The organism is Marinobacter alkaliphilus, from assembly GCF_055394375.1.
The window spans coordinates 2,429,885-2,453,040 of the sequence record NZ_AP043751.1 but is presented as its reverse complement, the minus strand read 5'-3'; the positions used below and the strand labels follow the sequence as shown (position 1 = coordinate 2,453,040).

Annotated in this window: 20 protein-coding genes and 1 tRNA gene; 5 read left to right on the top strand and 16 right to left on the bottom strand. The window is 57.9% G+C overall.

Annotated elements, in window-relative coordinates:
- Window positions 1-23 precede the first annotated feature (23 nt).
- Window positions 24-1,640 (bottom strand): methyl-accepting chemotaxis protein, encoded by a 1,617-nt coding sequence (locus ACZ5Q2_RS11215; protein WP_061333148.1) that lies wholly within the window; start codon window positions 1,638-1,640, stop codon window positions 24-26.
- A gap of 267 nt (window positions 1,641-1,907) precedes the next feature.
- On the opposite strand from ACZ5Q2_RS11215, the gene ACZ5Q2_RS11210 reads away from it, so the two are divergent.
- Window positions 1,908-2,570 carry a hypothetical protein gene (locus ACZ5Q2_RS11210; RefSeq protein ID WP_061333111.1) on the top strand — a complete coding sequence of 221 codons (663 nt, stop codon included), beginning with the start codon at window positions 1,908-1,910 and terminating at the stop codon, window positions 2,568-2,570.
- A 27-nt stretch (window positions 2,571-2,597) separates the two neighbouring features.
- Here ACZ5Q2_RS11210 and ACZ5Q2_RS11205 read toward each other — a convergent pair whose 3' ends face one another.
- Together ACZ5Q2_RS11205 and ACZ5Q2_RS11200 are read right to left on the bottom strand one after the other, a co-directional pair.
- Entirely contained in the window at window positions 2,598-3,221 is a 624-nt protein-coding gene (locus ACZ5Q2_RS11205) for an L-threonylcarbamoyladenylate synthase (RefSeq protein ID WP_061333110.1), read from the bottom strand.
- On the bottom strand, window positions 3,218-3,574 hold the full coding sequence (locus ACZ5Q2_RS11200) for a BolA family protein (RefSeq protein WP_061333109.1): 357 nt from the start codon (window positions 3,572-3,574) through the stop codon (window positions 3,218-3,220). Before ACZ5Q2_RS11200 ends, ACZ5Q2_RS11205 begins: the two co-directional genes overlap by 4 nt.
- A 148-nt stretch (window positions 3,575-3,722) precedes the next feature.
- Between ACZ5Q2_RS11200 and ACZ5Q2_RS11195 the strand changes: the two genes are divergently transcribed.
- The 4 genes from ACZ5Q2_RS11195 (at window position 3,723) to ACZ5Q2_RS11180 (ending at window position 10,958) form a co-directional block, all read left to right on the top strand.
- The gene (locus ACZ5Q2_RS11195; protein ID WP_061333108.1) at window positions 3,723-5,867 is read left to right on the top strand and encodes a DNA topoisomerase III; all 2,145 of its coding nucleotides are present in this window, start codon (window positions 3,723-3,725) and stop codon (window positions 5,865-5,867) included.
- A 131-nt stretch (window positions 5,868-5,998) separates the two neighbouring features.
- Window positions 5,999-6,727: a response regulator transcription factor gene (locus tag ACZ5Q2_RS11190; protein ID WP_061333107.1), complete on the top strand. Its 729-nt coding sequence runs from the start codon at window positions 5,999-6,001 to the stop codon at window positions 6,725-6,727.
- Window positions 6,720-8,357 (top strand): FecR domain-containing protein, encoded by a 1,638-nt coding sequence (locus ACZ5Q2_RS11185; RefSeq protein WP_061333106.1) that lies wholly within the window; start codon window positions 6,720-6,722, stop codon window positions 8,355-8,357. The genes ACZ5Q2_RS11190 and ACZ5Q2_RS11185 overlap by 8 nt, the downstream gene beginning before the upstream one ends.
- A 33-nt stretch (window positions 8,358-8,390) precedes the next feature.
- Complete coding sequence (locus ACZ5Q2_RS11180) at window positions 8,391-10,958, top strand: CHASE2 domain-containing protein (protein ID WP_230715541.1); 2,568 nt, start codon at window positions 8,391-8,393, stop codon at window positions 10,956-10,958.
- Between the two features lie 14 nt (window positions 10,959-10,972).
- On the opposite strand, the gene ACZ5Q2_RS11175 is transcribed toward ACZ5Q2_RS11180, so the two are convergent.
- The 13 genes from ACZ5Q2_RS11175 to uppS form a co-directional block, all read right to left on the bottom strand.
- Window positions 10,973-11,422 (bottom strand): fibronectin type III domain-containing protein, encoded by a 450-nt coding sequence (locus tag ACZ5Q2_RS11175; RefSeq protein ID WP_228263728.1) that lies wholly within the window; start codon window positions 11,420-11,422, stop codon window positions 10,973-10,975.
- Window positions 11,423-11,664: 242 nt separating this feature from the next.
- Window positions 11,665-11,741, bottom strand: a tRNA-Met gene (locus tag ACZ5Q2_RS11170).
- An 83-nt stretch (window positions 11,742-11,824) separates the two neighbouring features.
- Window positions 11,825-12,511: a ribonuclease HII gene (rnhB, locus tag ACZ5Q2_RS11165; protein WP_061333428.1), complete on the bottom strand. Its 687-nt coding sequence runs from the start codon at window positions 12,509-12,511 to the stop codon at window positions 11,825-11,827.
- On the bottom strand, window positions 12,511-13,668 hold the full coding sequence (gene lpxB, locus ACZ5Q2_RS11160; RefSeq protein ID WP_061333454.1) for a lipid-A-disaccharide synthase: 1,158 nt from the start codon (window positions 13,666-13,668) through the stop codon (window positions 12,511-12,513). The genes rnhB and lpxB overlap by 1 nt, the downstream gene beginning before the upstream one ends.
- Window positions 13,669-13,707: 39 nt before the next feature.
- The gene (gene lpxA / locus ACZ5Q2_RS11155; protein ID WP_061333429.1) at window positions 13,708-14,499 is read right to left on the bottom strand and encodes an acyl-ACP--UDP-N-acetylglucosamine O-acyltransferase; all 792 of its coding nucleotides are present in this window, start codon (window positions 14,497-14,499) and stop codon (window positions 13,708-13,710) included.
- The gene (gene fabZ, locus ACZ5Q2_RS11150; RefSeq protein ID WP_058090249.1) at window positions 14,499-14,936 is read right to left on the bottom strand and encodes a 3-hydroxyacyl-ACP dehydratase FabZ; all 438 of its coding nucleotides are present in this window, start codon (window positions 14,934-14,936) and stop codon (window positions 14,499-14,501) included. The genes lpxA and fabZ overlap by 1 nt, the downstream gene beginning before the upstream one ends.
- Before the next feature lie 11 nt (window positions 14,937-14,947).
- Window positions 14,948-15,970 carry a UDP-3-O-(3-hydroxymyristoyl)glucosamine N-acyltransferase gene (lpxD, locus tag ACZ5Q2_RS11145; protein WP_227510274.1) on the bottom strand — a complete coding sequence of 341 codons (1,023 nt, stop codon included), beginning with the start codon at window positions 15,968-15,970 and terminating at the stop codon, window positions 14,948-14,950.
- A gap of 45 nt (window positions 15,971-16,015) precedes the next feature.
- Complete coding sequence (locus ACZ5Q2_RS11140; protein ID WP_061333431.1) at window positions 16,016-16,513, bottom strand: OmpH/Skp family outer membrane protein; 498 nt, start codon at window positions 16,511-16,513, stop codon at window positions 16,016-16,018.
- 45 nt (window positions 16,514-16,558) lie between these two features.
- A complete protein-coding gene (gene bamA, locus ACZ5Q2_RS11135) occupies window positions 16,559-18,877 on the bottom strand; it encodes an outer membrane protein assembly factor BamA (RefSeq protein ID WP_061333432.1) in 2,319 nt (772 codons plus the stop codon).
- Between the two features lie 45 nt (window positions 18,878-18,922).
- Window positions 18,923-20,272, bottom strand: a complete 1,350-nt coding sequence (gene rseP, locus ACZ5Q2_RS11130; protein ID WP_061333433.1) for an RIP metalloprotease RseP — start codon at window positions 20,270-20,272, stop codon at window positions 18,923-18,925.
- Between the two features lie 49 nt (window positions 20,273-20,321).
- On the bottom strand, window positions 20,322-21,506 hold the full coding sequence (ispC, locus tag ACZ5Q2_RS11125) for a 1-deoxy-D-xylulose-5-phosphate reductoisomerase (RefSeq protein ID WP_061333434.1): 1,185 nt from the start codon (window positions 21,504-21,506) through the stop codon (window positions 20,322-20,324).
- A gap of 2 nt (window positions 21,507-21,508) precedes the next feature.
- Window positions 21,509-22,348 (bottom strand): phosphatidate cytidylyltransferase, encoded by an 840-nt coding sequence (locus tag ACZ5Q2_RS11120; RefSeq protein WP_061333435.1) that lies wholly within the window; start codon window positions 22,346-22,348, stop codon window positions 21,509-21,511.
- A 19-nt stretch (window positions 22,349-22,367) separates the two neighbouring features.
- The gene (gene uppS, locus ACZ5Q2_RS11115; RefSeq protein WP_061333436.1) at window positions 22,368-23,138 is read right to left on the bottom strand and encodes a polyprenyl diphosphate synthase; all 771 of its coding nucleotides are present in this window, start codon (window positions 23,136-23,138) and stop codon (window positions 22,368-22,370) included.
- Window positions 23,139-23,156: the final 18 nt, after the last annotated feature.

Sequence of the window (23,156 nt, the reverse complement as noted above, 5' to 3'; positions counted from 1 at the left end):
CGCCCCAGTACCAGCGGCCGGAATCAGTGTTGTGACAACCGGAACTGCTCGATGGTCTTACGCAGAGTTTCGGCCATGGCCAGGAGGTCACCGGCAATACGGGCGGTTTCCTGGGCGTCGCTGGAGGTTTGCTCCGCAGAACGGCTGATTTCAATCACGTTGTGATTGATGGATTCCGACACATCGCTCTGTTCATTGGCCGCGCTTTCCATTTCTTCGTTCAGGCCGGTGATCTCGCGCACCGCCGCCGCAATGGTCTGCAATTCCGTTTCCACTTTCAGAATCGACTCCACCTGATGCTGCGCCAGCTCAGAGGCATGGCGCATGGTGCCCACGCAATCCACCACCTCTTTTTTCAGGCCATCTATGGTGTTGCGAATCTCCTCCGTGGAGGCCTGGGTGCGGGACGCCAGCGCGCGCACTTCATCAGCGACTACCGCAAATCCACGGCCCTGTTCACCGGCGCGGGCGGCTTCGATGGCGGCGTTCAGGGCCAGCAGGTTGGTCTGGTCTGCAATCTCGGAAATCAGCTCCAGCCGGGTGGCCATTTCGGTGGTGCGCTGGTCCAGCTGTTCGATTCGCTGGGCACCGCTCTGCACCTCGGTGTTAAGTGTCTCAATACCTTTCACGGCGTTGTGAGCCAGTTGTTCACCGGTCTCCGCCGCCTTCGCTGTGTCTGCGGATTTGCGAGCGGTATTCACCGCGTTCTCCCGCACCTGAACTGCGGATGCCGCCATCTCTGTAGTGGCGCTGGCTACCTGATCGGTATTGTCTCGTTGAGCGAGAACCTCACGCTCCGTGGTCTCTGCCTTGCCGGCAATGGTTCGTGCGGCGGCTTCAACCTGGGCGGCATTGTCCATCACCGTATGCATGCTCTCCCGAATCTTCGCCACCATTCGGTTAAAGGCGCGGGACAGTGAACCAATTTCATCGTTACGGGTAACATCCAGCTCGATGGATAGATCCGAATTCCGGGAGATTTCATCCATCCTGTCATGCAACCCACGTAACCGGGAGAACACCAATCGCCCCAGAACCAGCGCGGTCAGGAAGAAAATCACAACGAAAATGACCACCTGAACACCACCGCCCACCAGTAACTGCTGTTGCAGGCGGGCATCGCTCTGGGCCAGGGAATAATCCACCCGGATGGCACCGAGAATGTCGCCTTCCTGGGCCTGGTGGCAGCCCAGGCAATTCACGCCCTGATAGTCTGCCTCGGCAATAACCGGCTCAATCAGGGTATAAACCCGGCCCTGGTCATTTGCCGAGTAGAGCTCCACCCGCTCGCCACGCAATGCTCGAAGATCTTCAGGTTCGCGACGTCTCTCCTCCGCATTGCCGGCGCCGTACATCGCATTCAGTTGGTCACTGCGCACCACCCGGATATCCAGCACGTCCTCGGATGCCTTTGCCCGATCGCGCAGTACTTCCCGGTTGTTGATGGTGCCTGTAACCATCATGGTGTTGAGCCCGTCAAAGTAGGATTTTGCCAGCCCGTCCACATACTTGTGGCTGTATTCCTCAAGGTGCGCGCGCTGCGAATGGGCGCTGTAGACAACCGTAAACGCCAAAATGATGGAAAACGCAACGGCCAGGGCCGCAAGCAGCAGAAAACGGATCGAGTGTTGTTTTTTCATGGTACCCCGGCAGCGGAAGATCAACTGAACAACCATCTGTTATGACGGCAGTTTCGGGCATAACTTTATAGACATACGTCAATTTTTATATGACCCAGATCAGCCCGATGCGATCCCTATGACACTCGTTGCAAAGTTTTACATTTCCGCGCAAGTACAGACTGCCGAACCTCAAGAACAACCTGGCCCAAAACCTGCTTATTACTCACAAACACAACCCATAAACGGATTTCCGGCAGTTATTTACCGCCGAGGAGGAAATACACCATGTCTTTGCTGACATCCCTGATACAAGCCAGCACACGCTTTCAGCAAGCCATGGACAGCCGCCAGGCACCGGCAGCCAACCCTGATGGTGAGAAACCCGCTGCCACGAAGCAACCCGAAGCCGCCGGTAGCCCGGGTGATGACCGCTTTACCCCGTCCGGGCAGTCAGAGCTGGACCCCGGCAGCCTGAAAGCTCGCAAGCTCCCACTCGGCCAGTACAAACAGACCGTTGCACAGGATCTTTCCTTTGTTCGTGAAACCCTCCGGCACAAACTTGCCGAGTACAACCTGCACCCGGCAACGGCCCTGAGCGTGGGAAAAGGTGAGAACGGCAATGCGGTAGTTGAGGGGAAGCTGCCCGAGGAGCTTCGCGAAAGAATTGAAATGGACCTGAACAACAACCGGGGCTTCCGGGAAGCCTTCAGTCGGCTGAGCGTCAGCGAACCGACACTGCACTTTATGGATAACGCCCTGAAGCTCAATCAGGCCTACGGCGTGAACAACTCCCTACTGGATTCACTGCTCAGCGACAACCAGCAGTTCAACGGATTACAGGATGTCATCCACCGTTACGACAGCCTGAAACGCAACGCCAACAGCGGCCAACCCGACTTCGGTAACAGCGTACAACGCTACGCCTTCAACCTGAACACCCGGGCCTGATACCCGGGTGGCATTGGTCTTTGACCGTTAAACCTGAAACGGGGCGGGATCGCCCTTACCAACCCGGGTGACCTCGGGCGCATCCCCAAGAAAGTTCACCACTGTAGTCGCTTCCATCCCACAGAACCCGCCATCAATGATCAAATCCAGCTCATGTTCCAGAACATCCCGGATTTCATAGGGATCGGTCATCGGCTCAGTTTCATCGGGCAGAATCAGGGTACTGCTCATGATCGGCTCGCCCAACTCGCCCAGCAGCTCCCGAACAATCTCGTTATCCGGCACCCGCACACCAATAGACCGACGCTTGGGATGCAACAACCGGCGCGGCACCTCACTGGTGGCTGGCAGAATGAACGTATACGGCCCCGGTGTGAACGTCTTCAGCAAACGGTACTGAGTGTTATCCACCTTGGCGTACACACCAATATCCGACAAATCCCGGCACACCAGCGTAAAGTTATGCTTGTCATCCAGCTTCCGGATACGCTTGATACGATCCGCCGCCTGCTTGTCACCCAGGTGACAACCCAGCGCATACCCGGAATCCGTGGGATACACAATCACCCCACCCTTACGAAGAATATCAACCGCCTGGTTGATCAACCGCTTCTGCGGATTCTCAGGATGGATCTGGAAAAACTGACTCATGAATTCACTCCCTGTCCCAATTTTTCAGCCATGGCGTCATCGCCCTTAGACCCACCCATACAACCGGGCGAATCCGGCGCCGCCTGACCACTGGCCGCCCACTCCTCCGGCGTATACAAATGCAACGCCAAAGCATGCACAGGCCCCGCCAGCTCATCCGCCAACACTTTATAAATGGCCTGATGCCGCTTAACCTTCATCTGACCGGCAAATTCCGGCGACACCAGCGTCACCTTGAAATGGGTTTCCGAATTCGGCGGCACCGAATGCATATGGCTCTCGTTCTCCACAGCCAGCAGCTGCGCGGCAAACCCGTCTTTAAGTTTTGCTTCAATTGCGTTCTGAACTTTCATAACTACTCCACAACCGTCCGTTTAAGTCACCACAGCCGCCTCCCCCAACACAACCAGTCTACTACACAACAAACGATAAGCCCGAAGCCCTTGACACAAAAGCCCCAAACAGACACATTCCGATGCCTCTCAGCGAACCACCAACACCATGCATCTGTACATCGCCGAAAAACCCAGCCTGGCCAGAGCCATCGCCGCCGCCCTCCCCGGCCCGCACCAGAAAGGCCAGGGTTGGATTCGATGCGGAAACGGCCAGGAAGCCGCCACCGTCAGCTGGTGCATCGGCCACCTGCTGGAGCCGGCCGAGCCCGCGCGCTACAACCCGGCATGGAAAAAGTGGCGCCAGGAAGACCTGCCCATGTTCCCGAAACAATGGCAGCTTATCCCCAAAGACAGCGTAAAACAGCAACTCAAGGTGCTCGAATCCCTGATTCGACAGGCCGACATGATCACCCACGCCGGCGACCCCGACCGAGAAGGCCAGCTCCTCGTCGACGAAGTGCTGCGCTACGTTGGCACCACCGTTCCGGTCAAGCGAGTACTGATTAACGACCTGACTCCCAGCGCCGTTGCACGCTCCATTCAGGCACCGAGAGACAACAAGGAATTCCGCCGGCTATCCCATTCTGCCCTGGCCCGACAAAGGGCCGACTGGTTGTATGGTATCAACCTCACCCGGTTCTACACCCTGAGCTACCAGCAACAGGGTCAGGACGGCGTTTACTCGGTTGGCCGAGTACAAACGCCGGTGCTTGGCCTGGTCGTGGAGCGGGACAATACCATCGAGAACTTCGAGCCCAAACCCTGGTACCGCATTGAAGGACAATTCCAGGCATCCGAAGAGGACGCGGACCAACGCCCGTTTACCGCCCGCTGGCTGCCGGATGAAGGCTATGAGGACCACCTGGACGAAGAGAAACGCCTGCTCAGCCGAGAGGTAGCCGAGCAAATTGCCCATGCCGTGAACGGTCGGCCCGGCACCATCACTGAGTCCCGCTTCCGGGACCGGCCCGAGCCACCGCCCCTGCCGCTGTCCCTGTCGGCACTGCAGATAGAAGCCGGGCGGCTGTTGCGGATGGGCGCCAAAGATGTGCTGGACACCGCCCAGAATCTGTATGAACGGCACCAGTTGATCACCTACCCCCGGTCCGACAACCGTTACCTGCCCGAGGAACATTTTCATCAACGGGAGCAGGTGATTCGCGCCATTGGTCGGGTATCCGGCGAGCTGGAAGCGCTTACCGGGCAACTGGACAGTAACCGGCGCTCCGCGGCCTGGAACGACAAACAGGTGGACGCCCACCACGCGATCATTCCGACCGTCCGCCCTGCCCCGAATGGCAAGCTGACGGCCGCCGAGGAAAAGATCTATAACCTGATCAGCCGCTACTATCTGATGCAGTTCGCCCAGGATGCAGTTCACCGTGAGGGAAAACTGACGGTGCAGGTTCAGGAACACAGATTCCGGGCCACCGAGACGGCGATACTCACCCCCGGCTGGAAAGCCCTGGAGCTGAAACTTCGGGAGAACAACAACGAGCCGGAAAAACCACCGCTGCCAAGGCTGGAGAGTCGTGAGCCGGTCACCTGCAGCAACGCCACGGTAACCGAACGCAAAACCCAGCCACCCCAGCACTTTACCGATGCCACCTTGCTGTCGGCGATGACCAACATCGCTCGTTTCGTGGCGGCCCCGGAACTGCGCAAAACCCTGAGGGAGACCGATGGCCTTGGCACGGAAGCCACCCGCGCCGCCATTATCGACACACTGTTCCGGCGAGATTACCTGTACCGGGAAAAGCGATTCATCCGCGCCACCGACAAAGGCAAGGCGCTGATTGCGGCGCTGCCGGACACTATCCGTACCCCGGACCGTACAGCGGTCTGGGAAGCAACACTGGAGAGCATCCGCCGTGGCGAAGACGACCCCAGGGCATTTCTGGAGTCGCTAAAGCAGGAAATCCGCGAATTCATTCATCGGGCGCCCGATGCGACCGGAACTCCGGTCAGCGAAACGTCGGTGCATTGCCCAAAGTGCCGGGCGCCCATGGTCGAGCGGGAAGGAAAATTCGGACGTTTCTTTGCCTGCACCCGCTACCCAAAATGTAACGGCACGCGCCCTCTGGAAGACAGTGCACCGGCAGACGGAACCGGGCAGAAACCCGTGCCGTGCCCCCATTGCTTTTCACCCCTGGTGAGGCGCCAAAGCAAAAAAGGCTGGTTCTGGGGCTGCAGTAATTTCCCCGCCTGCCGACAAACAGTGAACGACGCCAACGGCAAGCCTGCGCTGTAGTTACGGAATTCTACATATCACTACTGAACGCAGCCTCATTTTTTGGGATACTTGGCCTCTAATGCAGAGGATTTTCACTCCGCTCTGTGCCAAGACCACGAAATCGGCAACACCATCGAGGGCCAAGCTTAATGCGCATTGCTCTGCTGGAAGACGAACACGAACAAGCGCAACACATTCAAGCCATTCTCTCCGAGAAGGGTCATCACTGTGACAGCTTCCCCACCGGTCAGGCCTTTCTCGGTGCCGTTCTGCACCGCAGTTATGACCTGATTATCCTGGACTGGCAGATTCCAGACATGACCGGTATCGACGTACTGGAGAATGTGCGCGCCCAGTTGGACTGGCCCATTCCGGCCATTTTCCTGACCCAGCGGGACAGCGAGGCGGACATCGTCCGGGCGCTGGATGCCGGCGCCGACGACTACCTGTCAAAACCAGCCCGGGCGGCCGAGCTTACCGCCAGGATCAATGCCCTGGCCCGCCGCAGCAACCCCGACAGCGACAAAGAAGTGCTGATTTACGGTCCGTTTGAAGTTAACACCCGGCAACGAATCATCCTGCTGCACGGTGAACCGCTTACCCTGACCGACAAGGACTTCGACCTCACCCTGTTCCTGTTTCAGAATCAGGGCCGGCTCCTGACCCGCGAGATGCTGCTGGAACGCGTGTGGGGCCTTGCCCGGGATATCAACACCCGGACCGTTGATACCCACATGAGCCGGTTACGCCGTCGGCTGGGTGTCAACCCGGAGAACGGATTCCGCATCAAGACCATTTACCAGCGCGGCTATCGCCTGGAAGCGATCAAAGCCACTGAAGCTGACGAGCCCCGGGAAGACAGTGCAACCAATGCTTGACCGCAAACGCCAAAGCGTCACAGGTTTGCTCCTGTTGATTGTAACCAGCCTGCTGCCCGGCGTAGCTGCCGCCGAGATATCGGTTGCCCGAGGCTCTTCTTCCGCCGCGCCCGCCCAGCAATCGGAAAGCGCCCCGGAATGGGTGTATACGCTCCGCTCCGGTGAGACACTCAGCGACATCGGCCAGTCCTTGCTGATGGACCGGGTAACCATTGGCCAGGTGCTGCAATACAACAACCTCCCCGGTAACGCCAGACTGTCTGCCGGGGAACAAATCCGCATTCCTCTGGCCTGGTTGAAGCGCCAGCCCGAGCCTGCCAGGGTTAGCTCCGCCAGCGGTAATGTTATGCACGTATCTGGCACTACCGGCCAGAAAACGCCACTGACCGAAAATTCTGTCATCCGGGTGGGCGATGAAGTGATCTCCTCTGCCGGCACCGCGACTATCGTCCTGGCTGATGGCTCTGAACTGCGCATGGCGCCCAATTCCAGACTCATTTTCAACCGCCTCACCCAATACGGCAAAGCCGGCATGGCAGATACCCGTGTTCGCCTCCAACGGGGCGAGGTGCATACCCGAATAAAACCGGTGCTGGAAGATGGTGCCCGATTCGAAATCGAAACCCCGTCAGCGGTCGCCGCTGTTCGAGGTACCGTGTTTTCCATGCAGACATCCGCCTCTGGCAGCAGCGTTCAGGTAACCGAGGGCGTGGTTGATTTCGGCCAGCCGGGCCAGGTACGCCGGATTCCTGCGGGCTATGGCGCCAGCGTATCCACCGCGAGCGCCATCCCCATGAACATCCGCCGGCTACCACCGGCCCCGGTGCTCAACCCCATCACCCCGGTTCTCACACAGCTACCGGCTGAACTCAGCTGGCAGCAGGACGGCGCCAACCGGTATCGCGTCGATATTTTTGAAGAGGATGGCGGCACCTGGCTACAAAGTCGGGAAATGCCTGGCCATCGCTTTGACATTAGCCAGCTGGACAACGGGCGCTACGAACTCCACCTGGCCGCACTGGATCGTCAGGGCATCACCGGAATGCCGGCCATCACGTCGATCGAAGTTGACCTGCAGGCACGAACGCCCGATCTGATTTCGCCAGAACCCGGTGAGAGCGTGAATGACGACATGCCAGAGTTCCAATGGCGCCTGAACGGTACCAACGAAGTTGCTCGGGTTGAAATCGCAGAAGATGAAGAATTCCGACGGCTGATTACCTCCAGTGAATGGGCGCCAGACAACCGAGCCCTCCCCTCCCGACCGCTAAGCCCCGGCCAGTACTACTGGCGAGTGGTCAGCGAGGCCGGCGGTAACTCCGTGGCCGCGTCCCAGCCCCGGGCACTGGTTGTGAACGGCACCTTGCCGCCGGTACGAATCATCAGCATCAACTACCTGGACAACCAGGTGCGCGTGTTCTGGGAGAAGGTTGATACCGCAAAAGACTATCGTCTCCAACTCGCGGAAGAGCCCGGATTCAACAACATTATCAAGGAAGCAAACGTGGCGGATACCACAGCGGCCTTGCGTCTGATTCCCGGAAGAAGGTATTTTGTGCGCGTCAAAGCTCTTTCTGATGGTCCGCTGGCAAGCCGATGGGGCCCGGGGAGGGAGCTTTACCTGGATTAAACACCTCCACAACAAGAACGAACCGCACGGCCCATGAGAAGGGATTGGTTAACCTTAAAGACGACACCCTGGTCTCTGGGCTTGCTGCTCACAGGCATCCTGCTATTACTCCAGTTAACCACCCTGGAAGAGCGCATCAATTTCTGGCTTTACGACAAGGCCATCACCACCTGGTCCGCGCCCATTGATGACAACCTGGCTCTGGTGGGCATCGATGAACACAGCCTGGACGCACTCGGGCGCTGGCCCTGGGACCGAAACCTCCATGCCCGGCTGATTGACCAGCTTGCCGATGCCGGCGCGGAAGTCATTGTGCTGGACATCCTGTTTCCTGAACCCTCCTCCAGCGACCAGGCCCTTGCAGACGCCATGGAGCGCCATGGCCGGGTTGTGCTGCCCATACACTACTCGCCGGCAACGCCAAAACAACGGATGGCCGAACAATTGCCCGCACCGCTGCTGGAGAAGACAGCTTCTGCACTTGGGCACGTGCATGTTGAGCTGGAAGACGATGGCGTGGCCCGCGGCCTGTACCTGTACAACAGCCTGGGCAATCATCGCAGGCCCGCGCTGGCACTGGCGGCACAGGATCGGGTCAACCCCAGTGGCCACGCACCTGATGCACCTGCCTATACCAACGTCCGCAGCGAGTTCCGCTTTGTGCCACTGGCCGGCGGAGCAGATACAATCCCTGCCCATTCCTACGTCGATGTGCTGAACGGCGCGGTATCCCTGGAGACCTTCGCTGGCAAGACCGTCTTCATCGGAGCCACCGCGGTCGGTTTTGGCGATATTCTTAGTACACCGTTTTCCGGCCTCGGCAGGCCCATGAGTGGCGTTGAGTTCCACGCCAACGTGTATTCCGCCAGTCGCCAGAACACACTGATCTCCTCCGCACCTGGCTGGGCCTCCATTGCACTGGCACTGGTTATCCTCCTTGGCCTCGCCAACTCCCTGCCACGGCTCAAGCCCGCAGCCACCGTCCTCGCTTGTAGCGTCAGTTTTGCTCTGGTATTGGTCACCTACTTTGTGGTCCTACGCAGCTTGCATTACCACCTGTCGGCCGCCAATGCCTTATTGTTGCCCATGATCGCTTTGCCGGTGGCCAGCGGCCTTCGGCTTGCGATGGCCAACCGTTTCCTGAACCGTCAACTGGATGACTTGGCCAGAACACCGCAACTTGCCTTGCCAGACCCTTCACGCAGGCACCCTCACCAACTTCTTGAACACCTGAGCGCGCTACTCCAGCCCCAGGGTTGGCTGCTGGCGGAAGGCAGAGACCTGCTGGCAGTCAAAGGAATGACACTGGCCGATGTCCCGACCAACATCCAAGTCGGGCAATGGAGTCATCATGGCAACCAGAGCTGGATACGCCTTATTCGCGGCGGCAGCGGGTACCTGCTCGGGCTCACCCTGCCGGATGACCTGAGCCGGGAAGTTATCCAGCTGTACTTGCAGAACCTTAAACTGGAAGACCCAAGCGCGCCCGCCCTTGAGCCGGGCGCCCAGGAGAACCTGTCCCGGCGTATTGAAAAAGTCCGAACCGCCACCGAGCGCCTCAGCCAGATGCAGGCATTCATCAGCCACAGCTTCGAGCGCATGCCAGACGGCATCATCGTAACGGATGAGCTGGGTGTTATCCGCTTCGCCAACCGGCACATTGAAGCCTGGTTCCGGGAGCCCATGCCGAGCCTCAGCGGCTTACCCCTGACGCGCCTGCTGGAAGGCCATGACCCAAGGGACGCGGCGCCCTGGTATGAAACCGTGTCTGAGACGCTGACCCTTCGGCAAAGCCGAACCGTTGACCTAAAAATTCACAACAAGGATTTCCTGATTCACCTGGCACCGTTCGCATTGCCAGACAGCAATCAATTCGGAATCATCGCCAACATCTCGGACATTTCCGAGCTTCGGGAGCAGCAGCGGCAGCATCGGGAAGCCATCGACTTTATCTCTCACGATGTTCGCTCTCCGCTGGTGTCTCAGTTGGCATTGATTGAGCAACTGAAACGAGACCCTAGCCATATTGATGAGCGCCAGCTTGAACAGCTGGGCAGACTGGCCCGGCGCAGCTACCACCTGGCGGAAGAATTTGTACAGCTGGCGCGGGCAGAGCAGCTGACGGAAACCCGGTTCTACGAGTGTGAGTTTCTGGCGATTGTAGAAAACGCACGGGACAGCGTGTGTGAGCAGGCACAGGAAAAGCAGATAAGCCTGCAGGTGATTGGCACCGAAGACCTCTGGCTGAAGGGGAATGCGGAATTGCTGGAGCGGGCAGTCATTAACCTGATGACCAATGCAGTCCAATACAGCCCACCGGGATCTGCGATCACGGTTCAGGTATACCGCGCTGGCCACCTGGCATGCCTCGCCATCGCCGATGAGGGTAGCGGGATAGATCAGGCAGAACTACCGATGCTGTTCGATCGCTACCACCGGCAGAAGCGCAGTGAGCTGGCAGGCACCCACGGCACCGGGCTGGGCCTGTCGTTCGTGAAAACCGTTGTTGAAAAACATCGGGGCGACATCTCTGTTGAATCCACCGCAGGCGAAGGCACCACTTTCATCCTGAAACTGCCCATTGCCGACCCAATGCCATGACTTGCTCACGCCCCTCAGGAGCGAATGGTCTTGCTGACAGGCGCTGAGGGCTCACTGACCAGGCCCTGCTTATCTTGCACCTGAATCGTGAAGTACCAGGTACCGGAATCCAGATTGTCCACCGTGTAGCTCATCTCCGGGTAGACGTCGGCCTCGCCAATGATCACCTCACCAGACAGATTTTCAACGTCCTGACCATAACGGATTACGTACTTGTCGAGCTCGCCCATGGCAATACCGTCGCCGTTGACCCGGGTAGAGGGTGCCGACCAACTCAGGACGGCTGCACGGACCGGCTCAGGCTGCACACCCGAAGGACCTGACCCTACATTACCGGAGGTATTGGAGCCCGAGGTATTTGCATCACTCCCGGCATCGGAACCGCCTCCGCCACAGCCGGTGAGAAGAACTCCTAGTAAAAACGCGGCAATCCATGCCTTTGACATTTTGATGACGCGTTTCATTGGCTATCTACACCATTTTTCCGTCGACTTTGTGAAATTCTATAAAATCGGATCGGATGATGATGCGAATGACGTCATTTTTGAAGTTATAAAATTGTCATTTTTTTGACTTTACAGTTGATGAAAAATTGTGCAGGCGATCAGACAAAACGCCAAACGCGGATTGTATAAAAGGTGGGCTCAGGAGGTTTTCGGGCACAGAAAACGAAAAAGGCCGACTAAAAAGCCGGCCTTTTTCTGATTGGTAGCGGGGGCTGGATTCGAACCAACGACCTTCGGGTTATGAGCCCGACGAGCTACCAGACTGCTCCACCCCGCATCAAAACTTTTAACGAAATCTTTTGTTTACCGGGGTTGCCCCGATCAACGTGGCGCGAATATTACAGCGCACCACCGGGACTGTCAATCCATATTTTCAAACAGGTCGGTGGGATAGCTCAACTCGGGCGCACCCTTCTCGCTGGCCGGCTGAAAGAAACCTGCGGAGTCAATTGCTTCCTGGACAGGACGAAAGGATCGGCGATGCTCCGGGGTTGCCCCAAGACGCATCAGCGCCTCCAGGTGCACCGGCGTCGGGTACCCCTTATGTTGCGCCAGACCGTAACCGGGATAGGTTTGCTCCAGCAACGCCATTTCCCGGTCACGCGTCACCTTGGCAATGATAGATGCCGCGCTGATGGCCGGGTGTCGACTATCCCCTTTTACCACCGGCTCCGATGGCCAGCGCCAGTTCGGGCAACGGTTGCCATCCACGAGAACGTATTCCGGAGCGATGGAAAGACCATCCACCGCCCGCTTCATGGCCAGCATCGTGGCCTGGTAGATATTCAATTGATCGATCTCGCCAGGCTCACAGCGCCCCAGGCACCAAGCCGCTGACTTTTCGACAATCTCATCGTACAGTGCCAGGCGCCGCTTCTCTGTGAGCTTCTTGGAATCCGCAAGGCCCTGAATAGGCCGCTCGGGGTCCAGGATAACCGCTGCGGTGACGACGGCACCGATTAAAGGGCCCCGGCCTACCTCGTCCACCCCGGCGAGTCGCCAGCCTTGATAACTGCATTCAAACGGAGGGAGCGCCTTACCAGCCATTAGCGGTGCCGCTCCAACAACTCAGAAACAGCCTTGGCGGCCCGCTCATCGGCATTCTGTTTCAGCGACTGATGAAGCTCGGAAAAGGCTCGCTTCAATGCAGCCCGCTCCTGTTCATTTTCCAGTCGCTCAAGCACAGCAGCACCCAGGCTTTCAGGAGTGGCATCGTCCTGCAACAGTTCCGGCACTAATGGTTTCTGGGCGAGCAGGTTCGGTAACGCCACCCAGGGCACTTTTACCAGCCGCGACAGCAGCTTGTAACTGAAGTTGCTCAATCGGTAGCCCACCACCATTGGCTTTTTGAGCAACATCGCTTCGAGGGTGGCAGTTCCTGAGGCAAGCAGCACCACATCACTGGCAGCCATCACCTCACGAGAGCGACCACGCACCAGGGTAACCGACAGTTTCACGTCCAGGGATTCCACCAACGCCTGAACCTGCCGTTCCCGATCCCGGTTTACACAGGGAATCACCAACTGAATGTCTGGCCTGCGGGTCTGTAGCCAACGGGAGGCCTCCAGGAACAGTGTACCAAGGCGCTCCACCTCCCCACCCCGACTGCCTGGCAAAACGGCCAGTACCGGCTTGTCTGGCTCAAGCCCAAGGCTCTCCCGGGCGGAACCGGTATCCGGTTCCATGGGAATACGATCAGCCAGCGGGTGCCCCACAAAAGCGACCGGCACCTGGTGCTCTTCGTAGAAACGGGCTTCAAAGGGAAACAGCGTGAGCATCAGGTCCACAGACTTGGCAATCTTGAAAATACGCTTCTGGCGCCACGCCCAGACCGAAGGACTCACATAATGAACCGAGGGGATACCCGCCTCCCGACACCGCCGCTCGATAGCCAGGGTGAAATCCGGTGAATCAATGCCAATCACGACATCCGGCGGAGTGGTAAAGAAATAGTCCAACAGCCGGGCGCGGATACTGAACAACTCCCGAATACGCCCCAGCACTTCCACCAACCCCATAACGGATAACCGCTCCATGGGGACCAGGGAATGAAACCCTTCGGCGTTCATCTCATCGCCGCCAATACCAACGAAGCGGGCATTCGGATAGCGATTACGGAGAGACCGGATCAAGCCGGCACCGAGGATATCCCCCGATGCCTCACCGGCGATAATGGCAATGGTCAACTTGCGGGAACTGACCATGTCAGCCTGTGCGTGCGTCACCGGCAGCCTCCTGCCGGATCAGCGGATGATGCCGCGATCCGCTCCCCGGAGCGAGTCGATCAGCGGGCGAACCTCTGGCACGTCAGCAAAGCTGCCCTCAAGTTCTTCCAGTGCCTGCTCTGTGGTCAGGCCCTGACGGTAGATCACCTTGTAGGCCCGGCGTAAGGTCAACAAAACTTCCTTGCCGAAACCCCGGCGCTTAAGCCCCTCCACGTTCATGCCGTGGGGCTGGGCTGACTGTCCGCTGGCCATGACATAAGCGGGGATATCCTTGAGCACGATACTGCCACCGGCCGCCATGCTGTGAGGCCCGATATGGCAGAACTGATGCACCATGGTGCCGCCACCGAGGATGGCGTAATCACCTACCGTAACGTGACCAGCCAGGGTGGCACAGTTCGCCAGAATGGTGTTGTCTCCAACGCAGCAGTCATGGGCAACATGCACGTAGGCCATTAGCAGGTTGCCATTGCCAATGCGGGTTTCGCCCCGGTCCTGAATGGTTCCGCGGTGGATGGTGCAGTTCTCGCGGATAACGTTGTTGTCGCCGATCACCAGTGTCGTTGGCTCACCGGCGTACTTCTTGTCCTGACACTCTTCCCCGATACTGGAGAACTGGAAAATACGGTTATTGCGACCGATAACTGTCGGGCCCTTGATCACCACATGGGAAAGAATCTCGGTGCCCTCACCGATTTCCACCCCCGGGCCAATGTAACTCCAGGGACCTACCGTAACGTTATCCGCCAGTTTGGCTGACGGGTCCACAATCGCCTGAGGATGGACACCCGACCAGTCATTTGTCGCCATCAAACTTCTCTCTCAGCGGTCAATATTTCTGCAACGCACGCGACTTCTCCGTCCACCAATGCGCGGCATTCGAATTTCCAGATACCACGCTTGCCAGACACAAACTCGGATTCCATATCCAGGCGGTCTCCCGGCAGCACGGGACGCTTGAAGCGTACTTTACTGGAGCCAGCCAGATATTGTATCACGCCATCAGACGGTTTCCGTTCCACGGTCACAAAACCGAGAATTCCGGAAAGTTGCGCCATGGCCTCAATAATCAGCACCCCGGGCATAATGGGGTTGTCCGGGAAATGCCCGGTGAAGAAAGGCTCATTGAAGGAGATATTCTTGTATCCCTTAATCGACTTTCCTTTTTCGACTTCGGTTACCCGGTCCACCAGCAGAAACGGATAGCGATGCGGCAGATACTCCAGGATTTCATCAATTTTCATCATCTTGCTTGGCCTCAGCCCTCTAGCTTTTTTTCCAGTTCCTTGACCCGCCTCGCCAGAACGTCCAACTGCCTGAAGCGTACCGCATTTTTTCGCCATTGCCGGTTGGTATCTGCGCTGGTACCCGACGAATACACCCCGGGCTCTGCAATGTCGCCTGTGACCATCGTCATACCGGTCAGTTGCACCTGATCCGTAATTTCCAGGTGGCCGGCAACACCAGCGGCGCCCCCGAACACACAATGTCGACCAATCTTTGTACTGCCGGCAATGCCCACTTTCGCGGCCATGGCGCTGTGGTCGCCAATGCGCACGTTGTGCGCAACCTGAACCAGGTTATCGATCTTTACACCATTGCCAATTACTGTGTCGTCAACCGCACCCCGATCAATCGTGGTATTGGCACCAATCTCTACATCATCTCCGAGCACCACGCCCCCAACCTGGGCAATGCGGTGCCACACACCACGCTCGTTGGCAAACCCAAAGCCATCTGAACCAATGACTGCCCCGCTGAGAATATGACAACGCTGCCCAAGCACTACATCATGGGCCAGGGTAGCTCGCGGGCGCAGGACTGACTGATCACCGATCCGGGAACGGGCTCCGATGAAACAGCCGGCCCCGATGACAACTTGATCACCGATTTGCGCATCCGCTTCAATCACCACGTGCGGGCCGACACAGGCAGAGTCCGCAACGGTTGCCGAGGGATCAACCACGGCGGTAGGGTGAATACCGGCAACCGGTGCCGGCGTGGCGTCAAACCAGTGACTGATGCGAGCGTAGCCCAGGTAGGGGTTGTCCAGTAACAGGACATTGGTCGGAGCATCGGCCGCATTAGCCGGCGACACAATCACCGCAGAGGCCTTGGTCTGCGCCAGATACTTGGCATAGGCGGGATTAGCCAGAAAACTCATCTGCCCGGGGCCCGCAGCCTGCAGCGTTGCCAAACCGGAAATGGCTGTGTCCGGATCCCCCCTCAGCTCAGCACCCAACGCCTCGGCCAGTTCCTGCAAACGAAAGGATTTTTGCACCATTGAACCTTCTCCCGATGCGGTAGTAACAGTGCCTGGCCAGGTTTATCGGTTAAGCTTCTCGAGCAATTCCGAGGTCAGGTTCATCTCCGGCTTAACGTAGACAACCGCTTCGCTCGGCAGAATCAGGTCCAGATTGTGCTCTTCCAGCAGCTCTTTGACGGCCGCATCTACTTCAGGACGAGCGTTCTCCAGAAACTGCTGTTTGCGCTGCGCAACGGTCTGGTCCAGGCGCTGTTTGAGGAAGTTGAACTCCTGCACTTTCTCCTGGAACTCACCGGTCAGCTTGTTGCGCTCGCTTTCATTCATCATGGCGCCGTCTTTCTCGATCCGATCCTTCAGCCTGCGGGCCTGTTCCTGGGCCTCACGAACCTTGGCTTCTTCGCCAGCAAAATCCTGCTGAAGTTTCTCACTGAAAGACTGGGCGTCGTTGGACGAAAACAACGCCTGGCGCAGGTCAACCACGCCAATTCTAGTCTCCGCTGCGAGCTGCAGCGAGAATGCCATCAGAGTTGCGCCAACAATGGCAGATAGACGTTTCATCGGGAATCTCCTGTGTTTCATCCTTTGTTTTTCTGTTTACTGCAATCAGAAGGTTTGCCCCAGCGAGAACTGGAACACCTGAGTATCATCGCCCGGCTTGTCATTAAGCGGTTTCGCCAGGCTGAAAGCAAGCGGACCCACTGCCGTAATCCACTGGAAACTCACACCAGCCGCGGTCCTCACTTCCTTCAATTCCGGGTCGAAGCCGCGATCGGTATCGAACACCTGGCCTGCGTCAAGGAAGAAGGAAGTACGCATGGAACGGGTGTCGCCCGCAAAAGGTGTCGGGAAAATCAGCTCCAGGCCGGCTTCAGTCAGCAGGTTGCCACCGAAGGGGTCCGGACTGGAGAAATCAAACTCTGCCGGCTCAGCACGATTACCAAGGGAGTTTGCCCGGTAACCACGCACCGAACCATAGCCACCCGAGTAGAAGTGCTCAAAGAACGGCATCTGGGTACGATCGCCATAGCCATCCCCGTAACCCACCTCAGTGCGAGCCCTCACCACCCACCGCTGCGTATCGACCAGCGGGAAATAAAAATCTGTTCTGTGGGTGGCCTTATAGAACGTGAGGTCACTTCCGGGCACCGCCACATCCAGCGATAGAGAATGGCTATAACCGCGAGTAGGCAGTACGCCGCGGTTCAGTGTGCTGCGCCGCCAGCTGCCGAACAGGAAATAGTTGGTAAACGAATCACCTTCGTCGGCAATGAAGTCACGCACCTCAACCGAGGAAAAGATGCCGGGTTTGAGGTTGGATTGAGTGACACCCACACCGAAATTGAGCCGGGTGATGGCATCTGTCGGATACCCGAAGGTTAATCTGGCGCCATATTCATCCAGCAAGTAGGAGGAGATATCCTGCTCTTCAAAATCGGTTTCTCTGGCAAACAAACTGAAACCACGGCTGACGCCGTCGACAGTGTAGTAGGGATCCAGATAGGAAATATTGGCGCTTTTAACAGAATCGCTGACGTTTACACCAAACGACACCCGCTTACCTGTACCGAAGAAGTTGTTCTCGGAGACTGCAGCACCGAGGATCACACCGGAGTTCTGGGAAAAACCGATCGACGCTGACAAGCTGCCCGTCGGCTGTTCACGGACACTGTAATTCACATCCACCAGATCATCGGTTCCAGGTACTGGGACGGTTTCGACGTCTACAGTCTGGAAGAAGCCCAATCGCTCCAATCGGGTTTTTGAGAATTCTATGCGATCAGATGACGCAACGCCCCCTTCCATCTGGGTCATTTCCTGACGCAACACTTCATCCTTGGTGGAGATATTGCCCTCAAAATTCACACGCCTGACGTAAGCGCGCTTGCCCGGCTCGATAAAGAAGGTCACCGCCGCTGTATTGTCTTCGCCGGGTTCCGGGACCGCATTGACGTTGGCAAAGGCATAGCCCTCGCGCCCCAGGCGGAACGACAACGCCTCAGAGATGGAGGTCATCTGGGCGCGGGAGAATACATCTCCCTCCTTAACCGGGATCAGTTTGCGCAACTCTTCTTCTTCGACGATCAGGTTGCCGCGAAGGCGAATGTCCGAAATCGTATACTGGGGGCCTTCATCCAGGGAGATGGCGATAAATACCTGCTGCTTGTCCGGTGAAATGGACACCTGGCTGGATTCTACGGTGAAATCCAGATAACCGCGGTCAAGGTAAAATGAACGCAACGATTCCAGGTCACCACTCAGGCGCTCCCGGGCATACTTGTCTTTATTGGTAATGGAATTCCACCAGCTGCTGGTGCGCAACTCAAACAGGCTGATCAGCTCTTCATCACTGAAATCCTGATTTCCAACAATATTAATGTGCTTGATTGAGGCAACAGTGCCTTCGTTGATATCGAGACGAACCGCTACCCGGTTTCTGGGAAGTTCTTCAGCCGTGGCACGCACTCGCGCGTTATAACGGCCCTGTGCGATATAGGAGCGCAGGATCTCAAGCTCCAGCCGTTCGAGGGTCGCTCTACGGAAAACCTGACCTTCTTCCAGCCCGGCGCCCGCCAGCGCATCCATCAACATATCGGTTTCGATGTTCTTGTTGCCGTCGATCTCAATGGACGAAATGGAAGGGCGCTCCTTGACCGACAGAATGAGTACACCGCTGTCACGGCTGGCTTCGATGTCGGTAAACAGACCGGTCCTGAACAACTCCTTGATGGCATTGGCCAGACGGGTCTCGTCGATCTGCTCGCCAATGTTTACCGGAAAAGCCGAGAAGACGGAGCCCGCTGAAACCCGCTGAAGGCCTTCTACCTCGATATCCGCTACCGTGAATTCATCCGCCAGCACAGGCTTGATACCAGTTGCGGTAATGGCTAGGCCAACGGCTACAGCTAGAAGGGAACGTCTCATTCAGTTATATCGCCTGGTTAATGTGCGGTAAGGAGCCCGCAATTCTCACAACCGCATCAGGTCGTTGTAAAGAGCAAACACCATTAAAGTCAGAATCAAAGCCATACCAATTCGTAATCCAAGTGCCTGAACCTGTTCAGATACCGGCTTTCGGCGTATAGCCTCGATGGTGTAATACACAATGTGGCCACCGTCCAATACAGGAATCGGCAAAAGATTCAGCACCCCGAGGCTGACACTCAGGTAGGCCAGAAAACGGATAAAATCTTCAAACCCGGAACTGACACTGGCCTCAGCCACCCGGGCAATGGTTATCGGCCCACTCAGATTGGTGGGCGACAACAGGCCCGTGACCATTTTCTTGATGGCCACCAGCGTCAGTCGGGTATCCGCCCAGGTTTCATGCACCGCATTCGGAATGGCCGCAAAGGGGCCGTAACGGACTTCACGCAGCAACTCGTCTGGCCAGGTGATCGCTTCGACACCTGCACCCACGAAGCCAATTTCCTGGCCGTCGTCGAGGGTTCGGGTAGCCGGGCGAACGGTAAGCTCCAGGGGAGTGCCATCACGCTCTATGGACAGCTCAAGGTCGGTTTCCGGCGCATTCCTGATGTAGTCCACCAGGGCAAACCAGTCGGCCACCGGCTCGCCGTCCACGGCAACAATACGATCGCCGCTCCGAAGCCCTGCGGCAGCAGCCCGGCCATCACTGGTGACCTGCCCCAACACAGCCGGCACCGCCGGTCGCCAGGGCGTGATACCGAATTCTGCCAGGGGGTTAGGCGTATCATTGCTCAGACGCCAGCCATTCAGGGCTCCGTCGACTGTGCCTCTTGATCCATTCTGTGACACCTCAAGTGTCACCAGGCCCTGTTCTCCGGTTCGCTCCAACAGGCGCATATTAATATCACGCCAGGACGTCACCCGGTGACCATCCACAGCATGGATTTCCATGCCCTGCTGCAACCCTGCCCTCTCGGCCACACTGCCGGGCGTCACATCCCCTACCACCGGAGCAACGGTTGTTACGCCCACTACGCTCAGCAACCAGTAGGCGAAGATGGCAAACAGGAAATTTGCCAGCGGGCCGGCAGCAGCGATGGCAATTCTCTGGGACGGCGGCTTGGAGGTAAAGGCCTGATCTTTCAGGCCCTCCGGTACGGGGCCTTCCCGCTCATCAAGCATCTTCACGTAGCCGCCCAACGGGATCGCCGCCACTGCAAACTCGGTCCCGTGGCGGTCGTACCAGGAAAACAGAGGTTTACCGAAGCCCACGGAAAATCTGAGCACCTTGACGCCACACCGCCGAGCCACCCAGAAGTGACCATACTCGTGCAGGGTCACCAGGATTCCCAGTGTTAATGCAAGTGCCAGTACGGTTTGAATAATCTGCATAGAGTTTCCGGTTTGAGGCCGTCGGCCAACATGAACATTCTCGCAGGACTCAGACAGACAGCAGGCTTATCTGTTCCCTGGCCCGGCTACGAGCCTCGGCATCCTTGGTAAATATGGTGTCGAAGTCGCTCGCTGGGACGACCGGTGTCGCCGCCAAAGTCCGCTCTATGATAACGGGGATATCGGCGAAGCACAGCTTACCGTCCAGAAACGCCTCCACCGCCACTTCGTTGGCGGCATTCAGCACCGCTGGTGCCGTGCCACCACTGGCGAAAGCCTCGGCGGCCAGCCGCAGGCAGGGGAAGCGCTGGAGATCCGGTCGTTCAAAATGGAATTTACCAATGGCAAACAGGTCCAGAGGTGCAACCCCCGCCTCAATACGCTCGGGCCAGGCCAGCCCGTTGGCAATTGGCGTACGCATGTCCGGGCTTCCAAGTTGAGCCAGAACAGAGCCGTCCGCGTACTCCACCATGGAATGGATAATACTCTCCGGATGAACGTGAACCTCAACCCGGTCTGGCGTGGTATTGAACAGCCAGCAGGCTTCAATCAGCTCCAACCCTTTGTTCATCAGCGTGGCGGAATCGACCGAAATCTTCTGGCCCATCGACCAGTTCGGGTGCGCACAGGCCTGAGACGGAGTAACACTGCGGAGCTCTTCTGCTGCCATGGTTCGAAACGGCCCACCAGAGGCGGTCAACAGGATCCGGGTAATACCGGCGGCCTTCGGATCCCGAATTTTGTCTGCTGGCATGCACTGGAAAATGGCGTTGTGCTCAGAGTCGATGGGCAGCAACTCCGAGCCTGAGGCGATTACCGCGTCCATAAACAACTGGCCCGACATCACCAACGCTTCCTTGTTGGCCAGCAGTACCCGCTTTCCGGCCCGCACTGCCGATAAGGTTGGCGCCAGGCCCGCAGCGCCAACAATGGCGGCCATGACTGTATCGGCGTCGCTCGCAGCAGCCACGGCACAGAGGCCTGCCTCACCCCCGAGCACCTGGGTATCCGGGCAATCGGCCAGCAACTCCCTGAGCTCGTCCGCAGCGCGCTCACTGGCCATGACAGCTACCTTGGGGCGAAACTCCCGGCACAGGGTTGCCAACTCCCATGCCCGCGTGCCCGCTGTCAGCGCGTAGACCGAGAACCGGCCCGGGTGTCGGCGAATCACATCCAGGGTGCTGAGCCCGATGGAGCCCGTTGCCCCCAATACGGTAATGCAACGTGTTGTCATAGTTACCAGTGACCGGTGGTCAACCAACCCAGCAGGGTGATTATCAGGGCAAATACAGGAATGGCGGCAGTCAGGCTATCGATGCGATCCATGATCCCGCCATGGCCGGGCAGCAATTGACTGCTGTCCTTGATACCCCGGAACCGCTTGAGCATGCTTTCAAGAAGGTCGCCCAGCACCGACACAAAACCGGTGACCAGTGTGGCAACGATCAACAGAGCCATTTGAACAGGCGTGGCGCCAGCCAGCTGGCTGGCGACAACGGCAAGCAAGGCGACCGCCGCCAGGCCACCCCACACACCGGCCCAGGACTTACCGGGGCTGACCCGGGGCGCCAGTTTGGCCTTGCCGAACGCTCTGCCCGCAAAATAGGCGCCAATATCCGCCACCCAAACCACAAGAAATATATAGAGAATCGCCAGGCGGTTATCTGCCAGGTCACCAAACTGAAAGCCTCCGGTTCGCAGGTGGTTCAACCCCACCCAGGCCGGTATCAGCACCAGCAGGCCCATCACCGCTCGCACTGGCACGGCACCCCAGGAATCCGATCCAGCCGGATACCGGCGCACCAGCCAGAAGCACACCAGCCACCAAATCACGGCAAGCCAGAGCACAGCCACCGAAGGCACGTTCAGCAGCCCATAGAGTAACGCTGCAACAACAGCGGCGTAGATAACCCGGCCCGGCTGCGCCTCAATGCCGGACATATTCGCCCATTCCCAGGCACCCAGAGTGATGATCGCGCCGGTGAACAGGGCAAACCCCAGGGGTGATGTAAAAAAGATGCCGCCAATCGCGATGGGAGCAAGAATAAGAGCTGTGATGATGCGGGTTTTTAACACGGTATAAGTCGCTGTATCGTTATTGTTGTGAAGCTCGCGCCGCGATCTGGTCGTCGGTTTGCCCGAAACGACGCTGGCGACGGCTGTAGGCTTCCAGTGCCTTGCGCATTTCCTCAGCCTTGAAATCCGGCCAGTAAACGCTGGAAAAGTAGAACTCGGTATAGGCCAGGTGCCACAACAGGAAGTTGCTGATGCGCTGCTCGCCGGCGGTACGGATCATCAGGTCCGGCATGGGCAGGTCGCCGATACTGAGGTGCTGCTGGATCAGGTCGTCGGTAATGTCTGACGGTTCAAGTTGACCAATCCGAACCTGCTCTGCCACCTTCCGGGTTGCCTGGGTTATGTCCCAGTGGCCTCCGTAGTTCGCCGCAATCACCAGGGTCATCGCCGTGTTGTCGCGGGTCAGCGTCTCGGCTTTCTCCATGTGCTCCTGAAGCGTTGGATTGAAAGCCGAGCGATCGCCTATTATGCGCAAGCGGATATTGTTGCGATGAAGCTTCCGGACCTCGCGCTCAAGGGCAATCAGGAAAAGCCTCATCAAAGCCGACACTTCGTCTTTCGGGCGACGCCAGTTCTCGCTGGAGAAAGCGAACAGGGTGAGCACCTCCACCCCTTCCCTGGCGCAGGTTTCCACCACGGCCTTTACCGCATCCACACCAGCCTTGTGACCAGCCACTCCTTTGAGCCGATGGGCCTTGGCCCAGCGGTTATTGCCATCCATGATAATGGCCACATGCCGGGGACAGTTGTCTGCCATCACCGGAATTTCTGCGGTTATTTGTGCCGTCATGAAACCCTCTGTGCGGCG